The 23,953-nt window shown below is 37.6% G+C and carries 25 protein-coding genes; 8 read left to right on the top strand and 17 right to left on the bottom strand.

The annotated features are described in order from the left end of the window. Positions 1-5 precede the first annotated feature (5 nt). From MMP60_RS03960 to MMP60_RS03925, 8 genes are all read right to left on the bottom strand, one after another. A complete protein-coding gene (locus tag MMP60_RS03960) occupies positions 6-1,793 on the bottom strand; it encodes an ABC transporter substrate-binding protein (protein WP_241335067.1) in 1,788 nt (595 codons plus the stop codon). A gap of 162 nt (positions 1,794-1,955) precedes the next feature. Further along, the gene (locus tag MMP60_RS03955) at positions 1,956-2,621 is read right to left on the bottom strand and encodes a hypothetical protein (protein WP_241335066.1); all 666 of its coding nucleotides are present in this window, start codon (positions 2,619-2,621) and stop codon (positions 1,956-1,958) included. Positions 2,622-2,872: 251 nt separating this feature from the next. After that, positions 2,873-3,514 (bottom strand): dethiobiotin synthase, encoded by a 642-nt coding sequence (gene bioD, locus MMP60_RS03950; protein WP_241335065.1) that lies wholly within the window; start codon positions 3,512-3,514, stop codon positions 2,873-2,875. Then, complete coding sequence (bioC, locus tag MMP60_RS03945; RefSeq protein WP_241335064.1) at positions 3,511-4,314, bottom strand: malonyl-ACP O-methyltransferase BioC; 804 nt, start codon at positions 4,312-4,314, stop codon at positions 3,511-3,513. The genes bioD and bioC overlap by 4 nt, the downstream gene beginning before the upstream one ends. Continuing rightward, complete coding sequence (locus MMP60_RS03940; RefSeq protein ID WP_241335063.1) at positions 4,311-5,465, bottom strand: 8-amino-7-oxononanoate synthase; 1,155 nt, start codon at positions 5,463-5,465, stop codon at positions 4,311-4,313. Before MMP60_RS03940 ends, bioC begins: the two co-directional genes overlap by 4 nt. Then, positions 5,452-6,762 (bottom strand): adenosylmethionine--8-amino-7-oxononanoate transaminase, encoded by a 1,311-nt coding sequence (gene bioA / locus MMP60_RS03935; RefSeq protein WP_241335062.1) that lies wholly within the window; start codon positions 6,760-6,762, stop codon positions 5,452-5,454. The genes MMP60_RS03940 and bioA overlap by 14 nt, the downstream gene beginning before the upstream one ends. Positions 6,763-7,059: 297 nt before the next feature. Further along, a complete protein-coding gene (locus MMP60_RS03930; protein WP_241335061.1) occupies positions 7,060-7,773 on the bottom strand; it encodes a hydrolase in 714 nt (237 codons plus the stop codon). 41 nt (positions 7,774-7,814) lie between these two features. Next, complete coding sequence (locus MMP60_RS03925) at positions 7,815-8,144, bottom strand: DUF6176 family protein (protein WP_018677888.1); 330 nt, start codon at positions 8,142-8,144, stop codon at positions 7,815-7,817. 133 nt (positions 8,145-8,277) lie between these two features. On the opposite strand from MMP60_RS03925, the gene MMP60_RS03920 reads away from it, so the two are divergent. The 4 genes from MMP60_RS03920 (at position 8,278) to MMP60_RS03905 (ending at position 11,235) form a co-directional block, all read left to right on the top strand. After that, positions 8,278-8,853 carry a peroxiredoxin gene (locus MMP60_RS03920; RefSeq protein ID WP_241335177.1) on the top strand — a complete coding sequence of 192 codons (576 nt, stop codon included), beginning with the start codon at positions 8,278-8,280 and terminating at the stop codon, positions 8,851-8,853. A 191-nt stretch (positions 8,854-9,044) separates the two neighbouring features. Then, positions 9,045-9,377: a hypothetical protein gene (locus tag MMP60_RS03915; protein WP_241335060.1), complete on the top strand. Its 333-nt coding sequence runs from the start codon at positions 9,045-9,047 to the stop codon at positions 9,375-9,377. A gap of 273 nt (positions 9,378-9,650) precedes the next feature. After that, on the top strand, positions 9,651-10,367 hold the full coding sequence (locus MMP60_RS03910) for a phosphatase PAP2 family protein (RefSeq protein ID WP_241335059.1): 717 nt from the start codon (positions 9,651-9,653) through the stop codon (positions 10,365-10,367). A 61-nt stretch (positions 10,368-10,428) separates the two neighbouring features. Further along, entirely contained in the window at positions 10,429-11,235 is an 807-nt protein-coding gene (locus tag MMP60_RS03905) for a serine/threonine protein kinase (protein ID WP_241335058.1), read from the top strand. 45 nt (positions 11,236-11,280) lie between these two features. Here the strand turns inward: MMP60_RS03905 and MMP60_RS03900 are convergent, their stop codons facing one another. From MMP60_RS03900 to MMP60_RS03880, 5 genes are all read right to left on the bottom strand, one after another. Continuing rightward, a complete protein-coding gene (locus tag MMP60_RS03900; protein WP_241335057.1) occupies positions 11,281-12,606 on the bottom strand; it encodes an ATP-binding protein in 1,326 nt (441 codons plus the stop codon). 6 nt (positions 12,607-12,612) lie between these two features. After that, the gene (locus MMP60_RS03895; RefSeq protein WP_241335056.1) at positions 12,613-13,290 is read right to left on the bottom strand and encodes a response regulator transcription factor; all 678 of its coding nucleotides are present in this window, start codon (positions 13,288-13,290) and stop codon (positions 12,613-12,615) included. Between the two features lie 14 nt (positions 13,291-13,304). Beyond that, on the bottom strand, positions 13,305-14,951 hold the full coding sequence (locus MMP60_RS03890; protein WP_241335055.1) for a phosphoethanolamine--lipid A transferase: 1,647 nt from the start codon (positions 14,949-14,951) through the stop codon (positions 13,305-13,307). A 278-nt stretch (positions 14,952-15,229) separates the two neighbouring features. Next, the gene (locus MMP60_RS03885) at positions 15,230-16,345 is read right to left on the bottom strand and encodes a porin (RefSeq protein ID WP_241335054.1); all 1,116 of its coding nucleotides are present in this window, start codon (positions 16,343-16,345) and stop codon (positions 15,230-15,232) included. A 336-nt stretch (positions 16,346-16,681) separates the two neighbouring features. After that, positions 16,682-17,929: an MFS transporter gene (locus MMP60_RS03880; RefSeq protein WP_241335053.1), complete on the bottom strand. Its 1,248-nt coding sequence runs from the start codon at positions 17,927-17,929 to the stop codon at positions 16,682-16,684. A 145-nt stretch (positions 17,930-18,074) separates the two neighbouring features. Here MMP60_RS03880 and MMP60_RS03875 point away from each other — a divergent pair, with 145 nt between their 5' ends. The 4 genes from MMP60_RS03875 to MMP60_RS03860 all read left to right on the top strand — a co-directional run bounded on the left by MMP60_RS03875 (position 18,075) and on the right by MMP60_RS03860 (position 21,198). Beyond that, positions 18,075-18,701 (top strand): 1-acyl-sn-glycerol-3-phosphate acyltransferase, encoded by a 627-nt coding sequence (locus MMP60_RS03875; RefSeq protein WP_241335052.1) that lies wholly within the window; start codon positions 18,075-18,077, stop codon positions 18,699-18,701. A gap of 62 nt (positions 18,702-18,763) precedes the next feature. After that, positions 18,764-19,681 (top strand): patatin-like phospholipase family protein, encoded by a 918-nt coding sequence (locus tag MMP60_RS03870; protein ID WP_241335176.1) that lies wholly within the window; start codon positions 18,764-18,766, stop codon positions 19,679-19,681. Positions 19,682-19,866: 185 nt separating this feature from the next. After that, a complete protein-coding gene (locus tag MMP60_RS03865; protein ID WP_241335051.1) occupies positions 19,867-20,328 on the top strand; it encodes an NfeD family protein in 462 nt (153 codons plus the stop codon). Positions 20,329-20,346: 18 nt separating this feature from the next. Continuing rightward, complete coding sequence (locus MMP60_RS03860; protein ID WP_241335050.1) at positions 20,347-21,198, top strand: SPFH domain-containing protein; 852 nt, start codon at positions 20,347-20,349, stop codon at positions 21,196-21,198. 45 nt (positions 21,199-21,243) lie between these two features. On the opposite strand, the gene MMP60_RS03855 is transcribed toward MMP60_RS03860, so the two are convergent. From MMP60_RS03855 to MMP60_RS03840, 4 genes are all read right to left on the bottom strand, one after another. Continuing rightward, positions 21,244-21,612: an MmcQ/YjbR family DNA-binding protein gene (locus tag MMP60_RS03855; RefSeq protein WP_241335049.1), complete on the bottom strand. Its 369-nt coding sequence runs from the start codon at positions 21,610-21,612 to the stop codon at positions 21,244-21,246. Between the two features lie 77 nt (positions 21,613-21,689). Next, positions 21,690-22,007, bottom strand: coding sequence for a hypothetical protein (locus MMP60_RS03850; protein ID WP_241335048.1), 318 nt, complete (start codon positions 22,005-22,007; stop codon positions 21,690-21,692). A gap of 95 nt (positions 22,008-22,102) precedes the next feature. Further along, positions 22,103-23,014, bottom strand: coding sequence for a polyprenyl synthetase family protein (locus MMP60_RS03845; protein WP_241335047.1), 912 nt, complete (start codon positions 23,012-23,014; stop codon positions 22,103-22,105). 254 nt (positions 23,015-23,268) lie between these two features. Further along, entirely contained in the window at positions 23,269-23,946 is a 678-nt protein-coding gene (locus tag MMP60_RS03840; RefSeq protein ID WP_241335046.1) for a hypothetical protein, read from the bottom strand. Between the last annotated feature and the right edge of the window lie 7 nt (positions 23,947-23,953).

Raw genomic sequence — 23,953 nt, 5'->3', positions numbered from 1 at the left:
ACTCATTATTTATTTTGCTGTGAGGGTGCAATATCCAAATATTGCCAATTGGTATTCATAATTGGATGCGCTTTAAATCCCTGCACCTCTGGTTGAATTACCCAGTTTCTAATGCGTGTATCTTGCAAAATCCAAGGGTTATCCGCTTCAACTTGTCGACTCATTTTTTCATAGAATGGTGTACGTTGATCAGGCGCTAATTTCATCGCTTGTTGATATAAGCCATCATAAGCAGCCGATTTATAACATGATTGATTTCCACGACCAATATTTGCGCCGTACAATAACTGAGTAAAATTCTCACCCTCTGGATAGTCTGCATGCCATGCTCCACCCCACATCATATATTGACACTGAGTTGCTGCTTTTAAGTTATCGGCAAAATTACTCACTTTAAAATCGGCTCGTATTCCAATTGCATCTAAACTTTTCTTCCAAAGTTCAGAATACATCACTGAAGAAGAACCACTTTCTGTATTGATTTTTAAAGTTAAAGCCTTGCCATTTGGAAAATGGCGATAGCCATCCGTTCCTTTTTTATAGCCAAAATGATCAAGCAATTTATTGGCTAAAACAGGGTTATAACCAATACTGCTGCGATAATTCGGGTTATGCCCATTTACACCCGCGGGCACTAACATCTCAGCTCTAACAGCCTGCCCTTTTCTTAGAATGCGAATATATTCATTCAGATTAAAAGACATCACAATTGCACGTCTTAATGCGATCTTATCTAAGCTATTTCCGCCAACAATAGGATCACGCATATTGAACATGGTATAAGTGACTTCTGCCTCTTTGTTGGCATAAAGGCGAATTCCTTTTTGTTGCATCGCAGCATTCAATTGATTATTTTGATCTAAAGCTTTAGGAATTGCACTTGAAGTTAAAGTATCGAAATCCAATTGTTTCGATTGAAATGCCAACCAACGTGATTGTTCTTCTTCAATAATACTAATATTCACTTTGCCAATTTGTGGCATAGGCTTACCACTCATTTGCTTGACGAGTTGGTTATCCCAAGCTGTGCCTGTCGATTTAAAATTCCAAACAAAACCTCGATAATCAGGATTGGCAATCAGTTCAATCTTGCTACGTGGTACATATCGACTCAGCATATAAGGCCCTGTTCCAACAGGATGCATGCCTAACTGATCTTTATAATATTCAACTACTTCTCTAGCCGTCGCTCCAAATGTGCTATAGGCAAGAATATAAGGAAAATTATAATCAGGTTGGGTCAGCTTAAATTGAATTGTATATTTATCTAATGCTTTTATACCTTCAATCTTAGCATCATAGTCAAAACGACCTGTTTTATTGGCTTGCTCAACGAGAGCATTTGCCCCAACCAATTTGTTATCAATAAAAGAAAAAGAAGGCGCATGATTTTTAGGATCTAAAATGCGCTTAATCGAATAAACATAGTCTTCTGCAACCAACTCTCGACGCTTTCCTTTGAAGGCTGGATCATCGGTGAAGTAAATGCCCGACTTTATTTTAAAAGTATAAACTTGCCCATTTTTTTCAATAGTCGGTAAACTCTGAGCAGTTGCAGGAACTAATTTCACTGGATTTGCTAAATAATCATATTGAACTAAGCGTTCGAAAATCACATCAGCAACATTACCGCTATAGAAATTAAAGGTTTTGACCATATCAAAGCCATCATCAGGCGCAGGAAAAGCAACACGAAGCACTTTTTCTGCTTGAGCAGGCGTTTTTGCAAATCCAATCGGCATCGCAGCAACAATAGTTGATACCAATGCAACCTTAAAAAATATTGACTTCAACTCACTGCTCACATCATTGTTTTTTAATAAATACTCGACTTTTAGATTGTATTCAACTTTATAAATAAACTTACTTTAACTATTTAATAATTCAGTATTTTTATCAAACCATTATTTCTTCTAAAAAATTTAACAAGCAATCCAAACATACTCTTGTTTTATCTATTTTATTTCACCAATCACAACAGGAATAAGTTTACTGCTCACCTTATAACCTTGCGGTTTATTATTACAAGCATCTCCTGTCACCGTCGTTCGAATCACATAAGGTGAATAAGGCATCACATTTAAATAGCCTGAATGATCTCGCCCTGTACGGCAATCTTCTGCTCCTAACTTTTCATCATAGCGCCCACCATAAGAAGATTCTTCGACCTCTGTAATGAGTTTACTCGTCCATTGATTTAAATAAACCAAGCTTTTACTGGATTCAACCGTACCCTGTCCTGAGCCTGCACTTTCAATTTCGATTAGTTGAATCGGTTTGCCTTTATACACGGTAGAATGCACTTTAAAGCTATTTGATTGACCACCAAACTCTTTTAAGATTCGAGCCTGTTTTAATTTTGGACGGGTTAACACATAGCCAGCCCAAAAATTACGTCCTGCATTTTCAAAACTCACACCCGATAAATAGGCTTCTTCACCTGAGATCAGTTTTACGGCTTCGGTTGAATCAATCTGAATGGCTTGAGGTGGATTGGCATTTGAATCTTGTAAATTAGTGATCCAACTAATGATGGTTTTATCATTAGGTATGGCAGCATGAGTTGTCGAGATTAGACCTGACAGACAGAGGGGTATAAAAATAAAATTCTTTTTATTCATTGTTAGTCACCTTAAATTTATTAGTTAAATGGCTTCCAAAATCTATTAGCTATCGTGACGGCGGCATGGATGCCGCCCGTAGGGCTGCGGTATAAGGATATAGTCAGCCCTACAAAGGATTTTGCCTTGCGCTGTTACAGTCACAGCTCATCATCCCTGAAAAGTAAGACAATGTGGTATTCATTTGAGAAAACTTAGGAAGACACTGTGGTTCCCTCTATTGAATAAAATTCTAAATTTAATGAATTAAATTAGAATTTTTCCAACTCAATCCATTGAGCATCAGGAAAATGCTTTGCCAAATAATCTTTTAAATAATCTGCGGTATCTTTCGAAATAAGTGGATCTTTCGACTCATCTTTTAAGTTATACACCAAAGCATGCAAACTCAAACCACGCTGCTTTAAGGCTTCCAAACTCAATAAGGTATGATTAATACTGCCTAAACGCCCAGAAGTCACTAAAATCACAGGAAATTGATGCTGAACGATATAATCAATCGTCAACAACTCTGTAGTTAAAGGCACCATCAAACCACCCGCACCTTCTAACAACACCACCTCAAACCGTTGCGCCAATTCTTTGGTTGCAGCTTCAATTTTCGCGAAATCTAAATCTCGTCCATCCAAACGTGTGGCTAAATGCGGAGAGGCTGGATAGGTAAAAATTTCAGGCATGGTCAACTTTTCATGATCTTCCTGAAACCAGCCACTACCCATAATTTCACGGTGTTTTTGAATATCTTCAGATATATCTATATTGCCCGTTTGCACCAACTTCTGAGTGATAACACGCTGTCCTTGCTCAGTCCAAAGTTTAGCGAGATAGCCTGTGGCATAAGTTTTACCAATTTCAGTATCAATACCACTGACAAAATAAATTGCTGCACTCATGCTGTTCTCCGCGCAATCACATAAATCGGATGATAAGTCAGGCGAAAACCCTGCTCATCATAAAACTGTTGATAATCTGAATAAAATTGCTGCAAGGATTGTTTGGTCCAACGATGTGATGTAGCCGTTGCGGTCACGCCTGTTGCTTTTAAATGCTGCAATACAGATTTAGGATGATCAAAGTACACCTGTTTAGACGCTTGCTGTATCAACAAGATTTCAAAACCATTTTCTTGTAATTGTTGTTGTAATGCCTCTAAAGAATAATAATTTAAGCCTTGTCCTGTCAGTTGCTTGATCTCAATTAAATTTTTCACCCCAAATGTTGAAAAACCGAAATAAGTATTGGGCTTTAAAGCGTTGTGAATCCGCTGCAATAATGCAGGCAAATCAATCATCCACTGCAAAGCAGAACTGGAAATCACTGCATCTAAAGACTGGGGTAAAGTGAGCTGCTCAATATCTCCGATCAACCAATCAACTTTAGGTCTTCCCTTAACAAAGGGGTGAGAAGTATCACTTCGCAAGTGAGGGGATTTTAGATTTAGAAAATGCTGATCGACATCTGCATATAGATCATTTAAGTACAGTTGCTCGACCTGAAAATAGGACTCAAATAAATGCGTTAAATTGCCAGAACCGCAACCGATTTCAAGTACGGATGGCAAAAACTGTGGACAATATTGTTTAAGATATTCAAATAACTGCGCACTAATTTGCTTTTGCACTACAGCATGCTCAACGTAACTTTGCCCTGCTTTGGCAAAACGTTGCGCGACTAATGCTTTATCGACACTCACAAACATTCCACCAATTTTTCTAATTCTGCTTTTTGAACCATAGACGTTAATGAAATACGCAAGCGTGAACTATTCTGCGGAACTGTTGGTGGACGCACTGGCATGGCATAAAAACCTTGCTGCTGTACATAGCGTGCTTTTTCGATTGCAGCCTGACTTTCTCCAACAATAATTGGAATGATATGACTGCTGGATGGACTTGAGAAACCTTTTGCAATCACCGCCTGTTGTAAATACTGGCTGATTTCCGCCAAATGATGGCGTTGCTGTTGCATGTTTAGAACTTTATTAAAGATAAAGTCTGACCATGCCATCGAGATCGGAGGTAATGCAGTACTGAAGATCAATGGGCGCATTTTATTAATCAAATAATCACGAATAATCGGATCACAAATAATATAACCACCTATCGAAGCAATCGCTTTACCAAAGGTTCCAACTAAGAAATCAATCTGGTTTAATACGCCATATTGCTCAGCACAGCCAAGACCTTGCTCCCCCCTAACCCCAATTGCATGTGCTTCATCGACATACAGCATGGTTTTGGCAAAGCGTTGTTTTAACTGAGCCAATGCGGCCAAATCCGTTTCATCGCCATCCATACTAAAAATACTTTCAGTCACCACAATGACACGTTCAATTTGCTCATCTTGATGATACTTTTGCAACAGCTGTTCCAAATGTTGCAAATCGTTATGCCGATAACGCACATATTGAGCAGTCGACAGACGAATACCATCAATCATACTGGCATGTACCAATTTATCGGCAAGAATGATGGTTTTACTATCCGCTAATGCAGGTAAAATACCGATATTCATGTGATAGCCACTATTGAATAGCAAGGCAGCACGACCAAATGCTTTGCTTAGGCTATTTTCAAATTGTTCATATTCTGCAAAATTACCCGTCAATAATCGTGACGAAGATGAACTAAATAGCGCCCGTTCGATGTTCAACGTATCAAGAAATTCTTCTCTTAAACTTAAATCAGCAGCCAAACCTAAATAATCATTGGACGCTAGATTCAACATGGTTCGATCTTGAATCGTGATCCATCGTCCCTGCTGTTGATTTGACGTAAATTGGCGGAAATTACCTTGCTGTTTGAGTTGCTCAAGCTGCTCGGCATAATGATCAAGCAAGGACATTGCTATTTGCTCCTTGCATATTTTTCACGACTTCACTCATCTGTGCTAATAAATAATGGAGTTCATCATCTGTGATCACATACGGCGGCATCACGTAGATCAATTTTCCAAATGGTCGTACCCAAATACCCCGTTCAACAAACTGTTGCTGTAAGGTTTTCATATCAACATTAGTGATTAACTCCACCACTCCGATCGCACCTAGAACCCGCACGTCAGCAACATGCTCAAGCTGTGCTAAATCGGTTAATTGTTCAGTGAGAATCTTTTCAATCCGTTGAATATTGGCTTGCCAACCCTGTTCTAACAATAATTGGGTACTTCTCAAAGCAACCGCACAGGCCAATGGATTCGCCATAAAAGTTGGGCCATGCATAAATACACCTGCTTCGCCACGACTAATGGTTTCAGCGACATCCTTTGTAGTTAATGTTGCGGACAGCGTCATATAACCGCCTGTCAAACCTTTACCAATACACATGATATCAGGTTCAACTTGCGCATGTTCCCAAGCAAACATTTTACCCGTGCGCCCAAAACCTGTTGCGATCTCATCGAAAATTAACAATATATTATATTGCTCACACAAAGCTTTAGCTTGGCGCAAATATTCAGGATGGTAAAAACGCATTCCGCCTGCACCCTGTACAATCGGTTCGATGATCAGTGCAGCAATACGGTGATGATGCTGTTCAATTTGCTGCTTGAGTTCATGAATATCTTGCGGATTCCATTCTCCATCAAATCGACTTTGTGGCGCGGGTACAAAGATTCGATTCGGTAAACTTGTGCCAAAAATCTGATGCATCCCCGTGACTGGATCACAGACAGACATCGCATTCCATGTATCGCCATGATAGCCAGAACGCGTGGTAATAAAGTTGGTTTTCTCTGGTTGATTCAGTGCAGTCTCCTTCTTTGAAGACCAGTACTGAACTGCCATTTTTAAAGCGACTTCAACTGCAACTGAACCTGAGTCTGCATAGAAAATTTTATCTAAACTCGGCGGCATAATTTTTAATAAGAGCTTACCCAATTCAATCGCAGGTTCATGGGTCAAACCACCGAACATGATATGCGCCATGTTTTGTAATTGATCTGAAACTGCTTGATTCAGTTCAGGATGGTTATAGCCATGAATTGCACACCACCATGACGACATGCCATCAACCAAAGTTCGACCATCTTCTAATTCAATCGTTGCACCGTAAGCACGTTTCACTTTAAAGGTTGGCAGTGGATTTAACATCGAAGTATAGGGATGCCATATATGTTCTAAATCAAATGGGTCTGTCATCCTTTATTTACTCCTCATCCTAAGCCAATTAAATTCATGGCAGTGTCTACGATCATGGAGGCGGCATGGATGCCGCCTGTTAAGCTGTGGTATCAAGGATGTACCATCAGCTTAACAAATGCCTTTGCTTACTTTGGGCAAAACCAAAGTAAGTCTAGCTGAAAGCTTATCCTGAAATTAAATTAAAACTCAGCACGACTCCGCTCTAACAGATTTAAAATCCATATGCATAATCTTAAACTTGTCAAAATCTAAAATATATTGCGAGAACTTTCAATTCAAGCAAGATTAAACCGCCTATTGAATAAAATCTTCAATTATTTGCACAGTCTGCTCTACCATAAAACATGGAAAACCATGCGAAGCTCCATCGATCAAAATAACAGATAATTTTTTTGCGACTAAATTCTTAGTTTTTTGGGCAACTTGGTAAGGAACTAAAGCATCATGCTCAGCAAAGATATGTAACTGCCTACCTTGATAGTTTTTATATATCTCAACCAAATTTAACTGCTCTAACAATGCTAAGCCTTGCTTCAATAACGCAATCGGTTGTGGACGAATCAATTTCTGCATCGCTAAAAAATCTTTTTTCGCAGAACTCGCACCTTGGCATACCAATAAGCCAAAACGCTTCAAGGTACTAATCGCATCCTGCTCAAATGACTGTGTGAACTGAATAAAGGTTTCAACAGACATTGCTGTAGACCAATCAAGTTGAGCGACAAAACATGGGTTTGAAGCTAAAGTGATTAACATCTTCTGTTCAGCATATTGTTTTTCTATTTGATTGACCAATAAGGTTGCCAACTGACCACCAAGCGACCACCCTACAATTACATCAAATTTTGCCGCAAGTTCAACATGCTGTTGCAAGATTTCATCATTTAGGGCATTAAAAATATTAATCCGCTCAACGATATGCCCTTTTTGTGCCAAAGCTTCATGTAATGGTCGTAATAATTCTGCACCACCGCCCCATCCTGTGATGAGTAGAATCTTATAGATCACACGCTTGTCCAATTTTCAAACTTTAAGCCAGTATACTCTGATTAGCTCTCGTCATTATTTTCCAAATCTACCAAAAGCTTCGCTGGAATAACGCGTTCCCAGTTTTGTTTAAATTGCTTATGAACCTTATCTATATCAAAAGAGCTGTTCCGTGCAACTTGCTGAGCATATGCAATATCATTTGCACGCATATAGGCAAGTAGATAATGATTTCCATCTAGTTCCAGTTGAAACCAAGATTCAACTTTTACTCCTTCCGCCTGAAGTGTTTGAATCGCTTCTGCTTTACGTTGTTCAATTTCTTGCTGCCAAGCTTCGACATTCGCTAACGTATTTGTTTTTAATTTAATAAGAACCGCACCAACATCCATTCATTTTTCTCTTCTTTTTTAAATAATCATTCAATTGAAATATATAAAGCAGATCAAAATTCTGTAAAGAACTTTCTGACACATCCAATTCCTAAATTTGCTAAAGTATGTGTTATTACACTTTGAGATCACGCTGATGAATACGATAAAATCCAAAGTTCTTATTGTATGTAGTTCACTCTTATTATGGAGTGCGCCAAGTTTAAGTTCGGCTCAAAATTCTATATTTTCCAAACAAAATACAGCACAAAAAGAATGGGTTGGACAATCTTCACCAGATTTTAAACTTCAAGACCAAAATGGAAAATGGCACACCCTCAATCAATATAAAGGCAAATGGATTGTGCTTTATTTCTACCCTAAAGATGACACTGCTGGCTGTACACAAGAGGCTAATCAGTTTAAATCACTTTATCCTCAATTCTTAAAATCAAATGCAGTTGTACTCGGTGTCAGTCTAGATGATGTCAGCTCACATCAAAGATTTTCGCAAAAACTAGGTTTGCCGTTTCCCATTTTGGCAGATGAAAAAGGCGAACTTGCTGGAAAATTCGGCATCGTTAGAAATTTCGGGATTACCAAAATTGCCAAACGCGAGAGTTTTCTGATTAATCCACAAGGTGCAATCATGTATCACTATAGTAGTGTGAATACGCAGACGCATGCGGATCAAGTCTTGAAAGATTTAAAAATGGCTCAGAATAAATAAATATCAATCAATTCACATTTAATTTTAAGGGGAATAAAATTGCAGTTAGAACAAGACGAAAGTGTATTAATAAACACCATACCGTTTAGCTCTTTATCAGGCCTAATATATATCATCATTGGAATACCGATTTGCCTATTTTTATTTAAAAATTCTATTTTTTATGGTTCTTATTATTTCTGCCAATTTTTTTGACCAATCGCTTAATCATCACCAATAAACGTATTTCTATTAGAATGCTATTTAGAACACGTGCTATAAAAATTAATGAGTTACATCAAAAACCTTATTTAACAATAGATCCTTATATATTTAAAAAATATGAATGGCAGCGTAAGCTATTAGGTCAGAATTTTAAGAAGTTCTGGCATTACCGAACCAATATCTATTTTTCACAGGATGAAAATCGTCATAAATTAAGCCAACTGAGACTTTCTTTATTTTCAAAAAAACAAACAGATAAAATTCTGGCAATCCTCACTCAAACATGGAATTTAGATTCAAATATCAAACAGCCAAATTAGCTCTCAAAATTAAAGCTTCCAGTGTATTTTTAGAATGGGAATCATTCATATCTCGCTAGAAACAGAGTTGATGAATTAATTCTGTTTTAATTTATACCCTTCTATATCTAGTGACTTTTTTGTTTTTTATATGCCATGAAATAAGCTTTTCAAGAGATAAACCTATTCCAAAATATAGCAACATCAAGCCGCTTTTTTATGCGCATTTAAGAGACAATTAAGCTTTAAAATATTAAATAGCAGCATGATTTTTCCGCCCAAACTGCATGCACTATGATCTTCAAAACACGCTTTTTTTTACTCACAAGCTCTTTATTGTGCATTAGTTTTTTTATCCTGTTATTTCTGTTTCCAGTCGGCGGAACAATTGATCTTTATTTAATTCAACCTTGGGTCGGTACTTTTGGTGAGTTTGCATTAAAAGGCGATTGGTATCTTGCAAAACTTAACCACAGTTATGTCAAACAAATAATCACTGTAGTCTATCTCAGCTTTTTCATTCTATGGTGTGCATCCTTTAAAGTTGAGAAACTCAAAACTAAACGTTGGCTATATGGTTATATGTTTTGGGTCAGTATGCTCTGTACTTGCATTATTGGTTTTATGAAATCTCATGCTGCTCATGCTTGCCCTTGGGATATGACTCATCCAACAGCGACTGGATTTATTTGGGATTTCTCAGCAACAGCAGGACATTGTTTTCCAGGTGGGCATGCAAGTACAGGCTTTGCTTTAGTCACAGGCTATTTTGTTTATCGTCTTGATCAAACCAACAGAGCTTGGTTTTATTTATTCGCAGGTGTCTTACTTGGCTTTGCTATGGGTTGGGCACAAATGATGCGTGGTGCTCACTTTCTAAGTCATAATCTATGGACAGGCTGGATTTGTTTAGCCATAAATTTTGTAGTTTATATGATCACATATAAACATCACTTGCTGATTGCAGACCGTAATTCTGTAACGCAAATGAGTCCTAATATGATAAAGTGAGTTTCCACTTGCATTGACACATGCGCTATCACAACAATCACTTAGGTACAATTTGCTGCTAATGGATGACTTTCAAAAATTTTTAGAAACTTCTTTAACTAAGCAACAATCTTCTATACAAGCCTATGATTTGGGTTCGCATAAAGTATGGTTAAAGAAAGCATCTGAACGTCATGGTTTGTGGCTTTATACCCCACTCAAATGGTTAGCAAAAATATTTAATTTAGGTGCAATTACACCAGTTCCCAATCGAGGTGGTTCTGCTGCAATTCAATGTGAATATCATCGCATTCAAATGCTTAATTCTCTAGGTATTTCAACTTCAAATGTTTTAGCAATTTCAGAAAAAGGGATTTTGCTCGAAGATATCGGATCACAACACCAGACCCAAGTTAGCCAACTCGATCAGGCACTCGCCCAATGCCAAAATGATATTGCCTCAAAATCATTATTATTTAGCCAAGCGATTCAAGCAATTCAATATATTCATTCACAAAAAGGCTATTTAAGCGAAGCATTTGCTCGAAACATTCTAGTCGATCAAAATCACCAGTTTAGTTTTATTGATTTTGAAACTGATCCTTTAGAAGTACTGAGCTTACATGATTGCTTTGTTCGTGATTGGTTGCTATTTATTTTCTCTACAGCCTATCATTTTGAATTTGAACAATTGGCCGATGCTAGCCACATCCTTTATCGTGCATTACTTGCTGAACCACAAGTATATAGTGACATTTGTAAAGTTGGAAAACGCTTAAAGTGGGTTCTAAATTTCAATATCAGCAAAGTTGGCAATGATGGAAAACGTATCCAGAAATGCGTTTTATTCTTACGCTATTTGAAAGAGCAATCAGAAAAAAATACGTAATTTAAAAATAGTCATTCAATACAAATACAGTACGTGATGTCACGATTAAAGTTTTTTAGGTAAACGTACTAGGACTGATAAACCGCCTAAATCAAGACTTCGGGATAAGACTAGGCTTCCACCTAATCGTTGTGTTGCCTTATCGACAATTGAAAGTCCCAAGCCACTCCCCACCTCTAAATGGTGATGCACCCGATAAAAGCGTTTTAAAACTTTATCATACTGTTCGGGGTCGATACCTACTCCACTATCCTCAATTTGGATACAGGCAAAATCATCACTATCGCTATACACGGCAATATTAATGATACCTTGATCTGGCGTGTACTTAATCGCATTGTCAATTAAGTTGAAAATAATTGAATGCACAGTTGATTCAAGACTTTGCATTTCGATTAGATCATTACGCTCAAAGCCTAAATCAATTTCTTTCTGCATAGCCAGATTAACAAGCTGTTCAACACAATTCAGCGCGACATCATTGAGACAAAACTGCGTATTCGGTTCTATCAGACTTAATGCAACATCTTGCTTTGCCAATGCCAATAGTTGTGTCACCAAATGTTGAATACGGGCTAAACCCTTACTCAAATTTTGTAAAGCTTCATGCTCAGGAAATTGGCTAATCAGAATCTTGGTTTGCAAATTTAATGCAGTGACAGGTGTCCGTAACTCATGTGCTGCATCAGCAATAAACTGCTTTTGCTCAGTTTGTGCATGTTGTATTCGTTCGAATAAATGATTCATTTCTTCGATCGTTGGGATGAGTTCTTGGGGATAGCTATGACTATCAATAGGGCTTAAACCCTCTGAATCACGTCGTTTTAATTCTGTCTTGAAATCCTCTAAGGGCTTTAGACTCAGACGAATAATAAAAGCTAAAATCAGAATAGCAAAAGGCAATAGAATGACATAAGGAATAAACATACTCCCAGCTAATTCCCATGCAAATGACTGGCGTACTTCTTCTTGCTGACTCACTTGTATTTGATAATCTTTTAAAGGAATCACATAAACTCGCCATTTGCCTTGCGGCGTATCTTGGCTATAAAAACCTGCTTGCTTTACAGGTGGAATCAACAAATGTGTTTGATGCCATAAATGGCTTTGATCTTTATATGCCCATATATCAACTAACAAGTCTTCTTCATGGTAAGTTCGATGTAACTCTATACGACTTGCAACTGTGGTTAATGGCTGAGCTGTTGAACGTTCAGCCATGTATTGCATTTGCGTATCGAGTATTTCATCAACCTCATGTAAAGCAACTTTATAGGCAGTGAAAATTAATAAACATCCAAGCAAAAGACTAAAGATCGATGTTCCCCAAATCAGTCTTCTTTTTAATGAGTATTGCTTAGAAATTTTCATAAATTTTTATGATTGCCCTAGTCGATAACCTAAACCACGAATCGTCCGAATAAAGTCTTTACCTAGTTTGGCACGTAAGTGATGCACATAAACTTCAATGGTATTACTGGTAACCTCACTGTCAAAATCATAAAGCTTGTCTTCAAGATTCGCTTTAGAAAAGATTTTATTCGGATGTGTCACCAATGGGATTAAAATCGCCCATTCACGATTTGATAACTCGATTTGCTGACCTTTAAACGTCGCTAGATGCTGCTCAACATCTAAAGTGAGATCACCATTTTTCAACAATTGTGCCTGATTTTTCAGTTGAGCAGTTCCCGCCTGACCTCTACGCAATAATGCATGAATTCGAGCCAATAATTCATCAAACTCATAAGGTTTAATCAAGTAATCATCTGCGCCCTGATTCAAACCATCTACACGATTTTGCAATTGATCCCTTGCTGAGATGATCAGTACAGGAAGTGATGTCCGCTGACGGATTTGTCTCAAAACTTGCATACCATCCATCAATGGCAAACCTAAATCAAGTAAGACCAAATCAAAAGCCTGTTTGCCCAGTAAGGAAAGTCCGTCAACCCCATTATTGACCCACTCTATGTCAAACTGATGATAGCGTAATAGGGTCATTGTAGACTCTGCAATCATAAAATCATCTTCGATCATCAAGATTTTGGTCATGATTTCATCTCACTTTATAATTTCGAACATGTTGCTAACATGTCATTTTTAGGGTCAATTACTTTGGTTTTTACATTCAGTAAGCTCAACATCGTTGGAAATAGATTATCTTGGCTTAATTGATTTTTATTTTGCTTCGCTAAACATTTAATTTGTTCTGTTGCCTGTTTTTTCCATAGATCAGAAAACCACATCAACATCGGAACATGAGTTTGCTGAGTCGGTGCAATTGTATAAGGTGCGCCATGTAAATACATACCGCTCTCACCTGTCGACTCACCATGATCAGATAAATACCATAAACCTGTTTCATATTGCGTTGTATTTTTTAATGTTTCAATCAAAGAATCTAAAACATAATCCGTATACAACAAAGTATTGTCATAACTATTTAACAACGCATCACGCGTACAACCTTGAATGGCATTAGTATCACACGTCGGTTTAAAAACTTTAAATGCTTCTGGAACACGTTTGTAATACGCAGGGCCATGACTGCCCATTTGGTGTAAAACGATTAAGCGCGGACGAGTATCATCTTTAGGAATTGTTGTAAGGTATGCTTTTAAACTCTCAATCAAAATATCGTCAAAGCATTCTGCATCCTGACACCATTTTTGTTGCAGTGGTTCAGGAATTTTAAATTGTTCAACTCGATCGCATGCTCCCTTGCAACCCGAGTTATTATCAATCCATGTCACTTGATAGCCAGCACGTTTTGCAATATCTAACAAACCTTCACGATGGCTGGCAAGTTGTTCATCGTAATCTTCTCGCGGCATACCAGAGAACATACACGGTACTGAAATCGCTGTTGCTGTGCCGCACGAACTGACTTGAGAAAAATTGAGTAGATCCTGCTTCGACAGCTTTGGATTGGTATTTTTCGTATAACCATTTAAAGAAAAGTTTTCTGCACGTGCCGTCTCACCAACGACTAATACCATCAATTTCGGTAAAGCACTGCCATTCGCCTTTTGCATTACGGCATCTTCACCATAAGTGACAAGAGGTAATTTTTCTTTAGGCGCTTTCTTTTTATAATATGAAGCGAATGAAGCAATCATATTTTGCGGTGAAATCATCCCCTTTAAATCACGATTTTCACGGAAGATTGCCGCAAAATCGACATAGAAAACAAATAATAACCCACCAACTAATGCTAAAGAAACAATTGAAGCAACTACTTTTTTGATGACTAGACGAACGATTGGCTCAGGCTTTAATTTAAGCATTAAGATGGCAATGATTGGTAGCACCGTCATCCCCAGTGTCCACACAACCAAATGCCATGACCATGTATCACGCGCTTCAGCAATATCGGTTTGCATTAAATTTTGAACTTGATCTGACGTAATCAACACGCCTAAGGTATTGACGGCATATGAGGCAAATCCACCAATAAAAACTAAAGTAATCGCAATAGGCTTTGCTGTCCACTTCCAATTCAGAAACTGAAAAATAAAATAATATGCTGCAACCACGACAATCACTGATGCAGCAACAAATAGCCCCGCCTTTAAACCCGTATAAGGTGTAAGCGATTGGATTTTTTCATAAAAGGCAATATTAAGAAAAATACCTAACCATATTGCAAGCAATAGATTGAAAGCAAATAGAGAGATCGGTTTAGTCTTGAGTTTCTGTAGAAGCATGATCATCATAATCTGGAAATAAATTTCTTAGCTTCCCTAAGATAAAAATTTAAACTTAAAAATGACTTAAACAAAACCATTAAAAAGGCTTAATAATACAGATCATCTGAGATTGAGATAGACCAATAAAATTTGGAAAATGCGTTATCTTTGCTTTTTAATCGGCTGATTGTGTTAAAGACCATTGGCTTAGATCGTATAATTTTGTTAGTTTATTCAATTAGATATGAAATAAAAAACACCCTCTAAGCGAAACTCAGAGGGTGTTTTTAGATACAAAGATATTAGAATTTAAATTCTAATCCCAGCCCAGCTACAGGTTGTTTATCTTTTTTATCGGCTTGCTCAAGCGTTAAATACCCTGCATAACCATACGTTTTAACTTGTTTACTAAACGCATAATCTACGCCGCCAATCACTTGTTTGGCTTTAAAATCAGCAGTGTTATTTTTAAAACTGGTATCATTTTGGCTATATTGACCTTTTACAGTCCAGCTTTTCGCTTGTGGAATATTATATTCAGCACCAAGTAACCAACCTTGAGCATCATCAATATTTTCAGATCCAGCAGCATTTCCTGATGCTTTTTCGACTTCAGACGTTTGATAAAGTGCTTTTAATGCCAAACCTTCAACAGGGTTTAAACGACCAATTGCACGAACCGTATTTGCAGCAGCAAATAATGAACTTCCTGCGATAGCCTTATCAGTCGCATTGAGAATACCGTGTCCTAAGAAATTACTAGGGATCGCTTTATCATATCCAATACCGGCTACCAATAATGGGCTTTCAAAACTTGCAGATGCAGACCATGCATCACCTAATCCACGCCCATCAACCTTCGCAACACCTGCTTTACTATTATCAATACCTGTTGCTTCACCTGTTGCCAATAAAGCATTTACTTTAATTGCACCATCTAATACAGGTACTTTTACCGCTGGAGATTCATAAACAACGACATTGCTAATACGATTTTCACCCGTAAAAATACCATTCACATCAGCTCTATTTGCAACATAGTTGTTAAAGGTATCAACCGCACTCGATAATTGTTTAACTGGGGTATCATGTACACCAATTTTAATTGTACCTAATTGACTGTCTTTTAAACCAACAAAGCGGTTTCGTTGCGTCCAATCAGTGCTATCACCATCAGCACTCAATCCCCACTCCGCAGCATACACAGCGCTTAAACGATCAGTTAGTTTTTCATCGCCTTTAATCCCAATAAACGAACTATTTGAGCTGATTTCCCAAACATCTCGATTAGCAGTCTTTGCATTCTTTTCTGGTAAATAATCAACACTGGCATCAATCTCACCATAGATTGTTGGTGCTGCAAATGTTGAAGTTGCGAGTAAACCAAGCACTGCTGCTGTTACAATTTTGATTTTCATTGTTTACGTCCTAGCTAAATTTGTAACAAATCCTACACATTAACTTTATATGACAAAACGATTAAAATCTTATTTATTTATTCCATTTTCGACTAAAGTTTAATTTTTATACGCATTAAATACCTATTAAAAATTAGATTAAAAAACAAATTTATCAATAAATATCAAAATTTTAAAATACAAACAAATAACACTATTCAATAAAAATCACTTATTCATAAAACATGGCATTTCTAGGAGGAATCTGTACTTTAGTCGATAAGTAATCAAAATAATTGCCTCAATTTATTTCAAGAAATAAAAAAACACCCATAAATTTGTAATAAAAATCTGTTTTTATCTTGTATTATTTTTCCAATAGAAAATAGGCAATAAACATAAAATAGAAATCATAACAATGCAGAGCAAATAGTGATAGTAACCCACTAGATCTCCAATAATGCCACTTCCCAAATACAATAAACCACTTATTGTCGCCATAATAGAAACTTGAAAAGTAAAATCTGTACCTGCACATTGTTTACGGCTGTATTGCATAATCAAGGTTAACATTACAACCAACAGCATAGCTGAACATGCATCCTCAAATGCATTCACGCTATACAACCAAAATGGGGCGATCGAAGCATTAAATTCATAACCATAAGCAATGACAGCATAAGCCGCTAAACTAATAATTTTCAGAATAGAAAATATAATTAAGCAATTCACTCTTGAAAAATGTTTCAACAATAGCCCAGCAATCCCTGCGCCTATAAGTGCTGCAACTGCACCGAAGATGGTAATAAAAACACCAATCTGGCTAAAATTTAATCCCACATCTACCATCAGCGGTTTTAATAAAGGCCCTGCTAAACCATCAGCAACCTTAAAACTCAATAAAACCATTAACCACGTTTTTAACTCTTTGGAAGACGTAAAATAATTGAGATATTTTTTGATGGCTTGGCTAAATGAGAGAGGAGTCTTTTGATCTGCAATATTTTTCACTGCATGTATAGGTTCTCGATAGAACAAAACAGGTACAGTATTCAAAAAAACCAGCCCAGCTAAAACTAAAAAAGTTTTCTGCCAGTCCAACCAATCTAAACACCACAACACCGCCCCACCACCCACAATAAACCCTAGACGCGAGCCAATCACTTGAAAGGTATTGCCCCAATGCTGTTGATCATTTTTAAGTAAATTGACAGCTAAGGCATCTGTCGCAATATCTTGAGTTGCACCTGTCAAATTCATCAGAAAAAGTAAGGCAAAGAAAATAAATAAATAACTGGGTTGATCAAGTGCTTGAATAGGGAAAAAAGACAGAATGATGAGAATCAAAACACTGGATAATTGCGTTGGAATAATCCAACTACGATAGTGCCCTAAACGAGAAAGCGCAAAACGGTCAACATAAGTTGCCCAAAAGATTTTGATTGACCACGGCAACATCAGCAAACCAAAGCCACCGATATGTGCCAAAGAAACGCCTTGCGCTCTTAAAATCACAGGTAAAGCATGGGTCATAAAACCAACAGGTAATCCCTGTGCCCAATATAGAGAAAACAATAAAATGTAAATCTGTCGAAGATTAAGCATTTAGAGTTTTCCATAACAGCACAATAAGGGGGCTTAAGTATCCAATCCTTTCATTCATCTGGCAATAAAATCTTAGTTTTTGCCAATGCAGTGTATGTCATGAATGTTTAACATCAAGTGTAGTTGTCATCATAATTCTGAATTTATGTCACAATATTTTCCAGACCTCCCTCCCTTAGTTCCTCAACGTGGGACAGCATTTAGCCGAGCTTTGTGTCGAAAACTGTTTCTAACCCAAGGTTGGACAGTGGTAGGCGAAATTCCTAATTTAGCCAAAGCGGTTGCAATTATTTCTCCCCATACCTCAAATATTGACGGTTGGTATGGTTTTCTAGCGATTGGTGGTCTTGGTTTAAAAGTGACCGTTCTCGGCAAAGATACTTTATTTAAACCGCCGTTTAAGCCGCTTCTAGATTGGGCGGGTCTCATTCCTGTTCATCGAGATAGTGCGCATGGTCTGACAGAACAAGTTGTCACAACCATTCAAAAATATGACAAAATTTGGGTAGGTATGGCACCTGAAGGAACACGTAAAAAAGCTGAAAAAATAAAAAGTGGTTTCTATCATATTGCCCATGCAGCGGGAATTCCAATTGTGATGTTTGCCTTTGACTATGATCACAAGATCATTTACTGCTTAGGTGCATTCACGCCAACAGGTCATTATCAACATGATCTTGAACAAATCATGCAACGTTACGTCGGTCATTTCTCTCCCAAGAATCCACACTGGCTTGCGGAACCATTACAAAAACTTGTGAAAAAGAACTAGAAAATTAGGGGTAAATCTGCTCTGATGTGCCCATCTTTTTGTATATTTTATCTCCATTTCATATGAAAATTGCTCGACTGTCTTGCTTTGCACTTCTTAGCTTAGCTTTATTTGGTTGTGATCAAACCGCAAAGAAAACTCCCCCAACAACAGCGATTAAAGCACGTGAACCTGTCATTGCATTGGCTTTAGGTGGCGGTGGTGCAAAAGGCTTTGCCCATATCGGTGTGATTAAAGTGTTAGAGTCACATGGGATTAAAGCGAAAATTGTCACAGGTACTAGCGCAGGTAGTTTTGTGGGCAGTATTTATGCCAGTGGTCAAACGCCATATCAAATGCAAAATCTTGCATTAAAACTACAAGAATCAGACTTACGTGATTTAACACTGAATAGCCAAGGCATTATCTTGGGTCAAAAACTGCAAAACTATGTGAACACCCAAGTCGGCAATAAACCAATTGAGAAATTCCCAATTCGTTTTGCTGCCGTAGCGACACGTTTAGACAATGGTAAAAAAGCCGAATTTATTAAAGGAAATGCAGGTCAAGCGGTACGGGCTTCTTGTAGTATTCCAAACGTCTTTGTCCCTGCGGTGATTGGGAATACTAAATATGTAGATGGTGGTTTAGTCAGTCCAATTCCTGTCAAAACTGCCAAAGATATGGGTGCTGATATTGTGATTGCTGTTGATATTTCTGCACGCCCAACTGGTGACAAACCATTAAGCATGTGGGGATTATTAGACCAAACCATTAATATTATGGGACAACAAAGTATTAATGAAGAATTGAGCCAAGCAAATGTGGTGATCCAGCCCAAAGTAGGTCATTTAGGTGTGCTTGATCTTAAATCAAGTAATGAAGCTATTTTAGAAGGTGAAAAATCGGCTCAAGCAAAGATCACCGCAATTCAAAATGCGATTACAGCATTTAAGAAATCCCCTGCCGCATTTAAACCTGCTCCTCGTTCTAAATTCTAAAAATAATCTTGAAGGGCTGCTGGTATTTGATCGCTACTGGTCATCTGTGCAAGATTCTTGATAACCACCGCCAGCCCAAACTCTAAAAAAACAATCATTGTATATTCATCAAGATAATGATCTGCTAGAGTGCTAGAGGTGAATGTTTTTTCACCTCCATTCAGTTTAATGATGTGAGCAAATCTATGGAATTTGTAGTTGAGCCGTGGCACTGGTTTGTATTAGGAATTTTACTGATTCTTTCAGAATTGATTCTGACCGCTTTTGCTGCGTTATGGTTTGGTATAGCAGCAGTGATGGTCTGCATTTTACTATGGCTTTTCCCAATGATGGGCTTTACCACCCAAGTGATTACTTGGGGGATTTTATCTATTTTATGTACGATTCTTTGGTTCAAATTTATCAAACCACTCTCTATCGATAAAACCAAAGCAGGGCTTCCTCGTGAAGCAACCATCGGTCAAGTGGGTATGGTCATTCAAACTGGACTGAATCATGGGCAAATCATCGTTCGTTTTCCGATGCCTGTTTTAGGTTCTGATGAATGGAATTGCCGTTGTGCTGTTCCAGTACAAGTCGGTGATCGCGTTCGAGTAATTGATATTTTGGGTAATGATTTAGTCGTTCAACCGCATAGCAACTCATAAACATAAAGAGGGTTTCCAATGTCTGTCGGTACTATTGTTGTCTTAGCGCTTTTAGCTTTTATTGGCACAACTATTTTTAAAGGGGTTCGTATTGTTCCCCAAGGTTATAAATGGATTGTGCAACGTTTAGGTAAATACCATACCACCTTAGGTCCTGGTCTGAATTTTGTTATTCCTTATATTGATGAAGTGGCTTATAAAATCACGACCAAAGATATTGTTTTAGATATTCCATCACAAGAAGTGATTACCCGAGATAATGCCGTATTAGTGATGAATGCCGTTGCCTATATTAATTTAACCACACCTGAAAAAGCTGTATATGGGATTGAGAACTATATTTGGGCGATTCAAAATCTAGTTCAGACTTCACTACGTTCAATTGTCGGTGAAATGGATCTAGATGATGCATTATCTTCACGTGATCATATTAAAGCAAAATTAAAAGCTGCCATTTCTGATGATATTTCAGATTGGGGTATCACCCTTAAAACAGTTGAAATTCAAGATATTCAGCCCTCTCACACCATGCAAGCGGCAATGGAAGCACAAGCGGCGGCAGAACGTCAACGTCGCGCGACTGTGACGAAAGCTGATGGTGAAAAACAAGCTGCTATTTTAGAAGCAGATGGTCGTTTAGAAGCTTCTCGTCGTGATGCAGAAGCACAAGTGGTACTTGCTGAGTCTTCACAACGCGCTATTGAAATGGTAACAAGTGCTGTTGGTGACAAAGAAATCCCTGTTGCATACTTACTCGGTGAGCAATATGTGAAAGCGATGCAGGATCTATCTAAATCAAGCAATGCAAAAACTGTGGTACTCCCATCGGATGTACTTAATGCTATCCGTGGAATTATGGGGAAACACTAAATTGTTCGTTCTAAAAATAAAAGCAGCGATAATGCTGCTTTTATTTTAACGATTCAAAATCAATTTTCGATCTTTGACTGGTAGCTGTTTTACGATCAAATCATAAGAATCTTGAATGAGATCCTGAACTAAATCAGCTGTGATATCTGAATTACTGGCAATCGAAATCCAATGCTTCTTATTCATATGATAACCCGCTGAAATTGAAGCATAGAGTTCTTGATATTCTAGGCTTTTCTCAGGCTTACATTTTACAGTGATGATCAATTTTCCTGAGTAAGAACCAATCAACATAAACATCTTGTCAAAAATTTTAAACACTTCACAATCTGGACCAAAAGGTTGTGACTGGATCGAAAAAGCAAGTTTTTGCCCGTACTCCAGTGCCAATTGTTCTAGTTGATCTTCATTCATAAACCTTATCCTATTGTTATGAATACTTATAAAAATATTTCGTTGCTATAAATAAACTTTGAATTATTTTCTATTCATTATTTCTCAAATCTGAGCTGATTATAAAATACCTCAAACTCAGTTTTACCATCTTGTGCTGCAATACCCCAAGGTATTTCAGTCGTGATTATGCAACGCTTTCGCCCATCGGATTCAACCCATGTGCGAATAATTTCACAAGCAATCACCCCTTGTTGTGGATAATGACTCATTTCATATAAGCTTTGATCTGTAAATATAGGTATTTTATCAATAAATAACCATTCTCGATTTGAAGTATCTTTTAATACGCACTCAACCCAACCAGGAAAATTGGAATCTACAAATCGAAGGATTTGGACATTGAGCATGTACATTACATTCCACCTAAATCAAACTGTAAAAATTCGACAAATACCTCAATCTTGAAAATACTTATTAATTCCTAAGTCCCTAGATTATAGCGTGTAAGTTAGCTTTTTCGTGCTAACAAGAATTGTGAAATCTCAACTAATTCTTTGGCATCATCGCCAAAATATGCCAATGCTTCAAAGGCTTGATCATGTAAATTTTGGGCATAAGCTTGAGCCTGTTGCAAACCCATCAATGCAGGATAAGTTGATTTTTGTACCTGCTCGTCTTTACCTGCAGTTTTACCTAAAATTTCAGTGCTTGCCGTAATATCTAAAATATCATCTTGAACCTGAAAAGCTAAACCAATGCTTTGTCCAAATTGGCGTAGTTTAGGAATCGCCTGATCCGTCCCTGCAAAAATTGTCACAGCACCCATCATAATTGCCGCTTGAATCAATGCACCTGTTTTATTACGGTGAATATTTTCTAATTCAGTTTGATTAACCTGTTTGCCTTCAGCCTGTAAATCTAAAACCTGACCACTTACCATTCTCGAACTGGCTGTCGCTAAAATCTGTATTTGTTTCAAGACAACTGCTGCATCTGTGCCCTGTCCCTGCTCATCAAATAAACGACTTCCCAAAATCTCAAATGCCATTGATTGCAAAATATCGCCTGCCAATAATGCTGTATTCTCACCAAATGCAACATGACACGTTGGCTGACCACGGCGAAGCAAATCATTGTCCATACATGGCAAATCATCATGCGCCAACGAATAACAGTGAATTAACTCAACCGCAACAGCAGCACGACGTGCCGCCGCAAAATTGTGGTTCGACTGTAACGAAGCTGATGCATAACATAACGCTGGACGAACACGTTTCCCCCCCAACATCACCGCATGATGAACAGCTGACTTTAAAGGTTCTGGAATGGAAAATGCAGCCAATGCTGTCAATAAATCTTGTTGAATACGTTGTTGAGCTTGTTGTAGAACATCCGCATTAACTTGAGAAATAGATGACACGATTGCCTCGGGAAATGATCTGATAAAATAGGTTTAACTCTGGCATCATAACACTATTTAGTTATGACAGGTAATTCAGCCGTTTTTAATGATTTTGTAATTTATCAATTTTTATTGTTTAGCTTACTTATAATAACCGAACCAATAAATTGGCTCGGCTTTATTAAAAACTAATGCTTATCCCATCAGTAACAACTGTTATTGGTGTTTTAAATATTAGTAAAAATTTTAAATTAATTTATCAATTACTTAGTTCAGAGCTCAATATCTTGCGGTTTACTTTTCGAACTAGTAGGAGGTGTGAATTCAACGCCGGCCTTTTTAAAAAGTTGTGGTACTTCAACCAATGCCATTGATGAGTTCTTAGCGATTCCTGTCACATCACCTACTAAGTTTTTAGCCCCACCTACTGTAAATCCACTTGATGTTAAAGATTGTGGATTTGAAATAATCGCTGTAGAAATCTGTGAAGCCCCGCCAGCCAAATCTTTGGCCATTAATGTTGCAATACCAAAATTTTGTGCAGCAGCAAGTAAATATTTTTTCTTCTCTGCACTTAAGTTTTTAATCGTTTCAATTGTTTCTGCTTCATCTTTTTTACTTGCAGCCATCACTTCATCAGTTGGTTTTTCCAAAGAAGCTAGAATAGCCTCTTTTTCTTGTAAATTAGTTGTAGATTTAAGTGCTTTTAATTTAGCTTGAATTTCACCACTCATTTTACTTGTTGAAATCGTAGCAGCTAAAGCTGCTCGGCTTTCTTGAAAAAGTAAGTTAGTCGCACTAGCTTGTGTTAAAAAATCGGTAACATTAACATTGCTAGATGCTGATGTACCAATTACATTTTGGGTCATCTTAGACGCAAAATCTCCAAAACCAGCATGTGCATTTGAAATTGTACCGATTATCATTGTTGCAACTATAAGTTTGTTCATAAGGTTT

It is taken from the genome of Acinetobacter sp. ANC 4805 (genome assembly GCF_022549495.1).
In the GTDB taxonomy this organism is placed as follows: domain Bacteria; phylum Pseudomonadota; class Gammaproteobacteria; order Pseudomonadales; family Moraxellaceae; genus Acinetobacter.
This window is presented reverse-complemented; position numbering and strand designations above follow the sequence as displayed.

Bases quoted from the DNA above. Each gene is read 5' to 3' on its own strand.
- MMP60_RS03905 (WP_241335058.1), top strand. From the start codon at position 10,429: ATGGATGACTTTCAAAAATTTTTAGAAACTTCTTTAACTAAGCAACAA.
- MMP60_RS03875 (WP_241335052.1), top strand. From the start codon at position 18,075: ATGTCACAATATTTTCCAGACCTCCCTCCCTTAGTTCCTCAACGTGGG.
- MMP60_RS03870 (WP_241335176.1), top strand. From the start codon at position 18,764: ATGAAAATTGCTCGACTGTCTTGCTTTGCACTTCTTAGCTTAGCTTTA.
- MMP60_RS03925 (WP_018677888.1), bottom strand. From the start codon at position 8,144: ATGGATGTTGGTGCGGTTCTTATTAAATTAAAAACAAATACGTTAGCG.
- MMP60_RS03890 (WP_241335055.1), bottom strand. From the start codon at position 14,951: ATGATCATGCTTCTACAGAAACTCAAGACTAAACCGATCTCTCTATTT.
- MMP60_RS03880 (WP_241335053.1), bottom strand. From the start codon at position 17,929: ATGCTTAATCTTCGACAGATTTACATTTTATTGTTTTCTCTATATTGG.
- MMP60_RS03900 (WP_241335057.1), bottom strand. From the start codon at position 12,606: ATGAAAATTTCTAAGCAATACTCATTAAAAAGAAGACTGATTTGGGGA.
- MMP60_RS03895 (WP_241335056.1), bottom strand. From the start codon at position 13,290: ATGACCAAAATCTTGATGATCGAAGATGATTTTATGATTGCAGAGTCT.
- bioA (WP_241335062.1), bottom strand. From the start codon at position 6,762: ATGACAGACCCATTTGATTTAGAACATATATGGCATCCCTATACTTCG.
- MMP60_RS03955 (WP_241335066.1), bottom strand. From the start codon at position 2,621: ATGAATAAAAAGAATTTTATTTTTATACCCCTCTGTCTGTCAGGTCTA.
- MMP60_RS03850 (WP_241335048.1), bottom strand. From the start codon at position 22,007: ATGTACATGCTCAATGTCCAAATCCTTCGATTTGTAGATTCCAATTTT.
- MMP60_RS03940 (WP_241335063.1), bottom strand. From the start codon at position 5,465: ATGTCCTTGCTTGATCATTATGCCGAGCAGCTTGAGCAACTCAAACAG.
- MMP60_RS03910 (WP_241335059.1), top strand. From the start codon at position 9,651: ATGATCTTCAAAACACGCTTTTTTTTACTCACAAGCTCTTTATTGTGC.
- MMP60_RS03855 (WP_241335049.1), bottom strand. From the start codon at position 21,612: ATGAATGAAGATCAACTAGAACAATTGGCACTGGAGTACGGGCAAAAA.
- MMP60_RS03860 (WP_241335050.1), top strand. From the start codon at position 20,347: ATGTCTGTCGGTACTATTGTTGTCTTAGCGCTTTTAGCTTTTATTGGC.
- bioD (WP_241335065.1), bottom strand. From the start codon at position 3,514: ATGAGTGCAGCAATTTATTTTGTCAGTGGTATTGATACTGAAATTGGT.
- MMP60_RS03885 (WP_241335054.1), bottom strand. From the start codon at position 16,345: ATGAAAATCAAAATTGTAACAGCAGCAGTGCTTGGTTTACTCGCAACT.
- MMP60_RS03840 (WP_241335046.1), bottom strand. From the start codon at position 23,946: ATGAACAAACTTATAGTTGCAACAATGATAATCGGTACAATTTCAAAT.
- MMP60_RS03865 (WP_241335051.1), top strand. From the start codon at position 19,867: ATGGAATTTGTAGTTGAGCCGTGGCACTGGTTTGTATTAGGAATTTTA.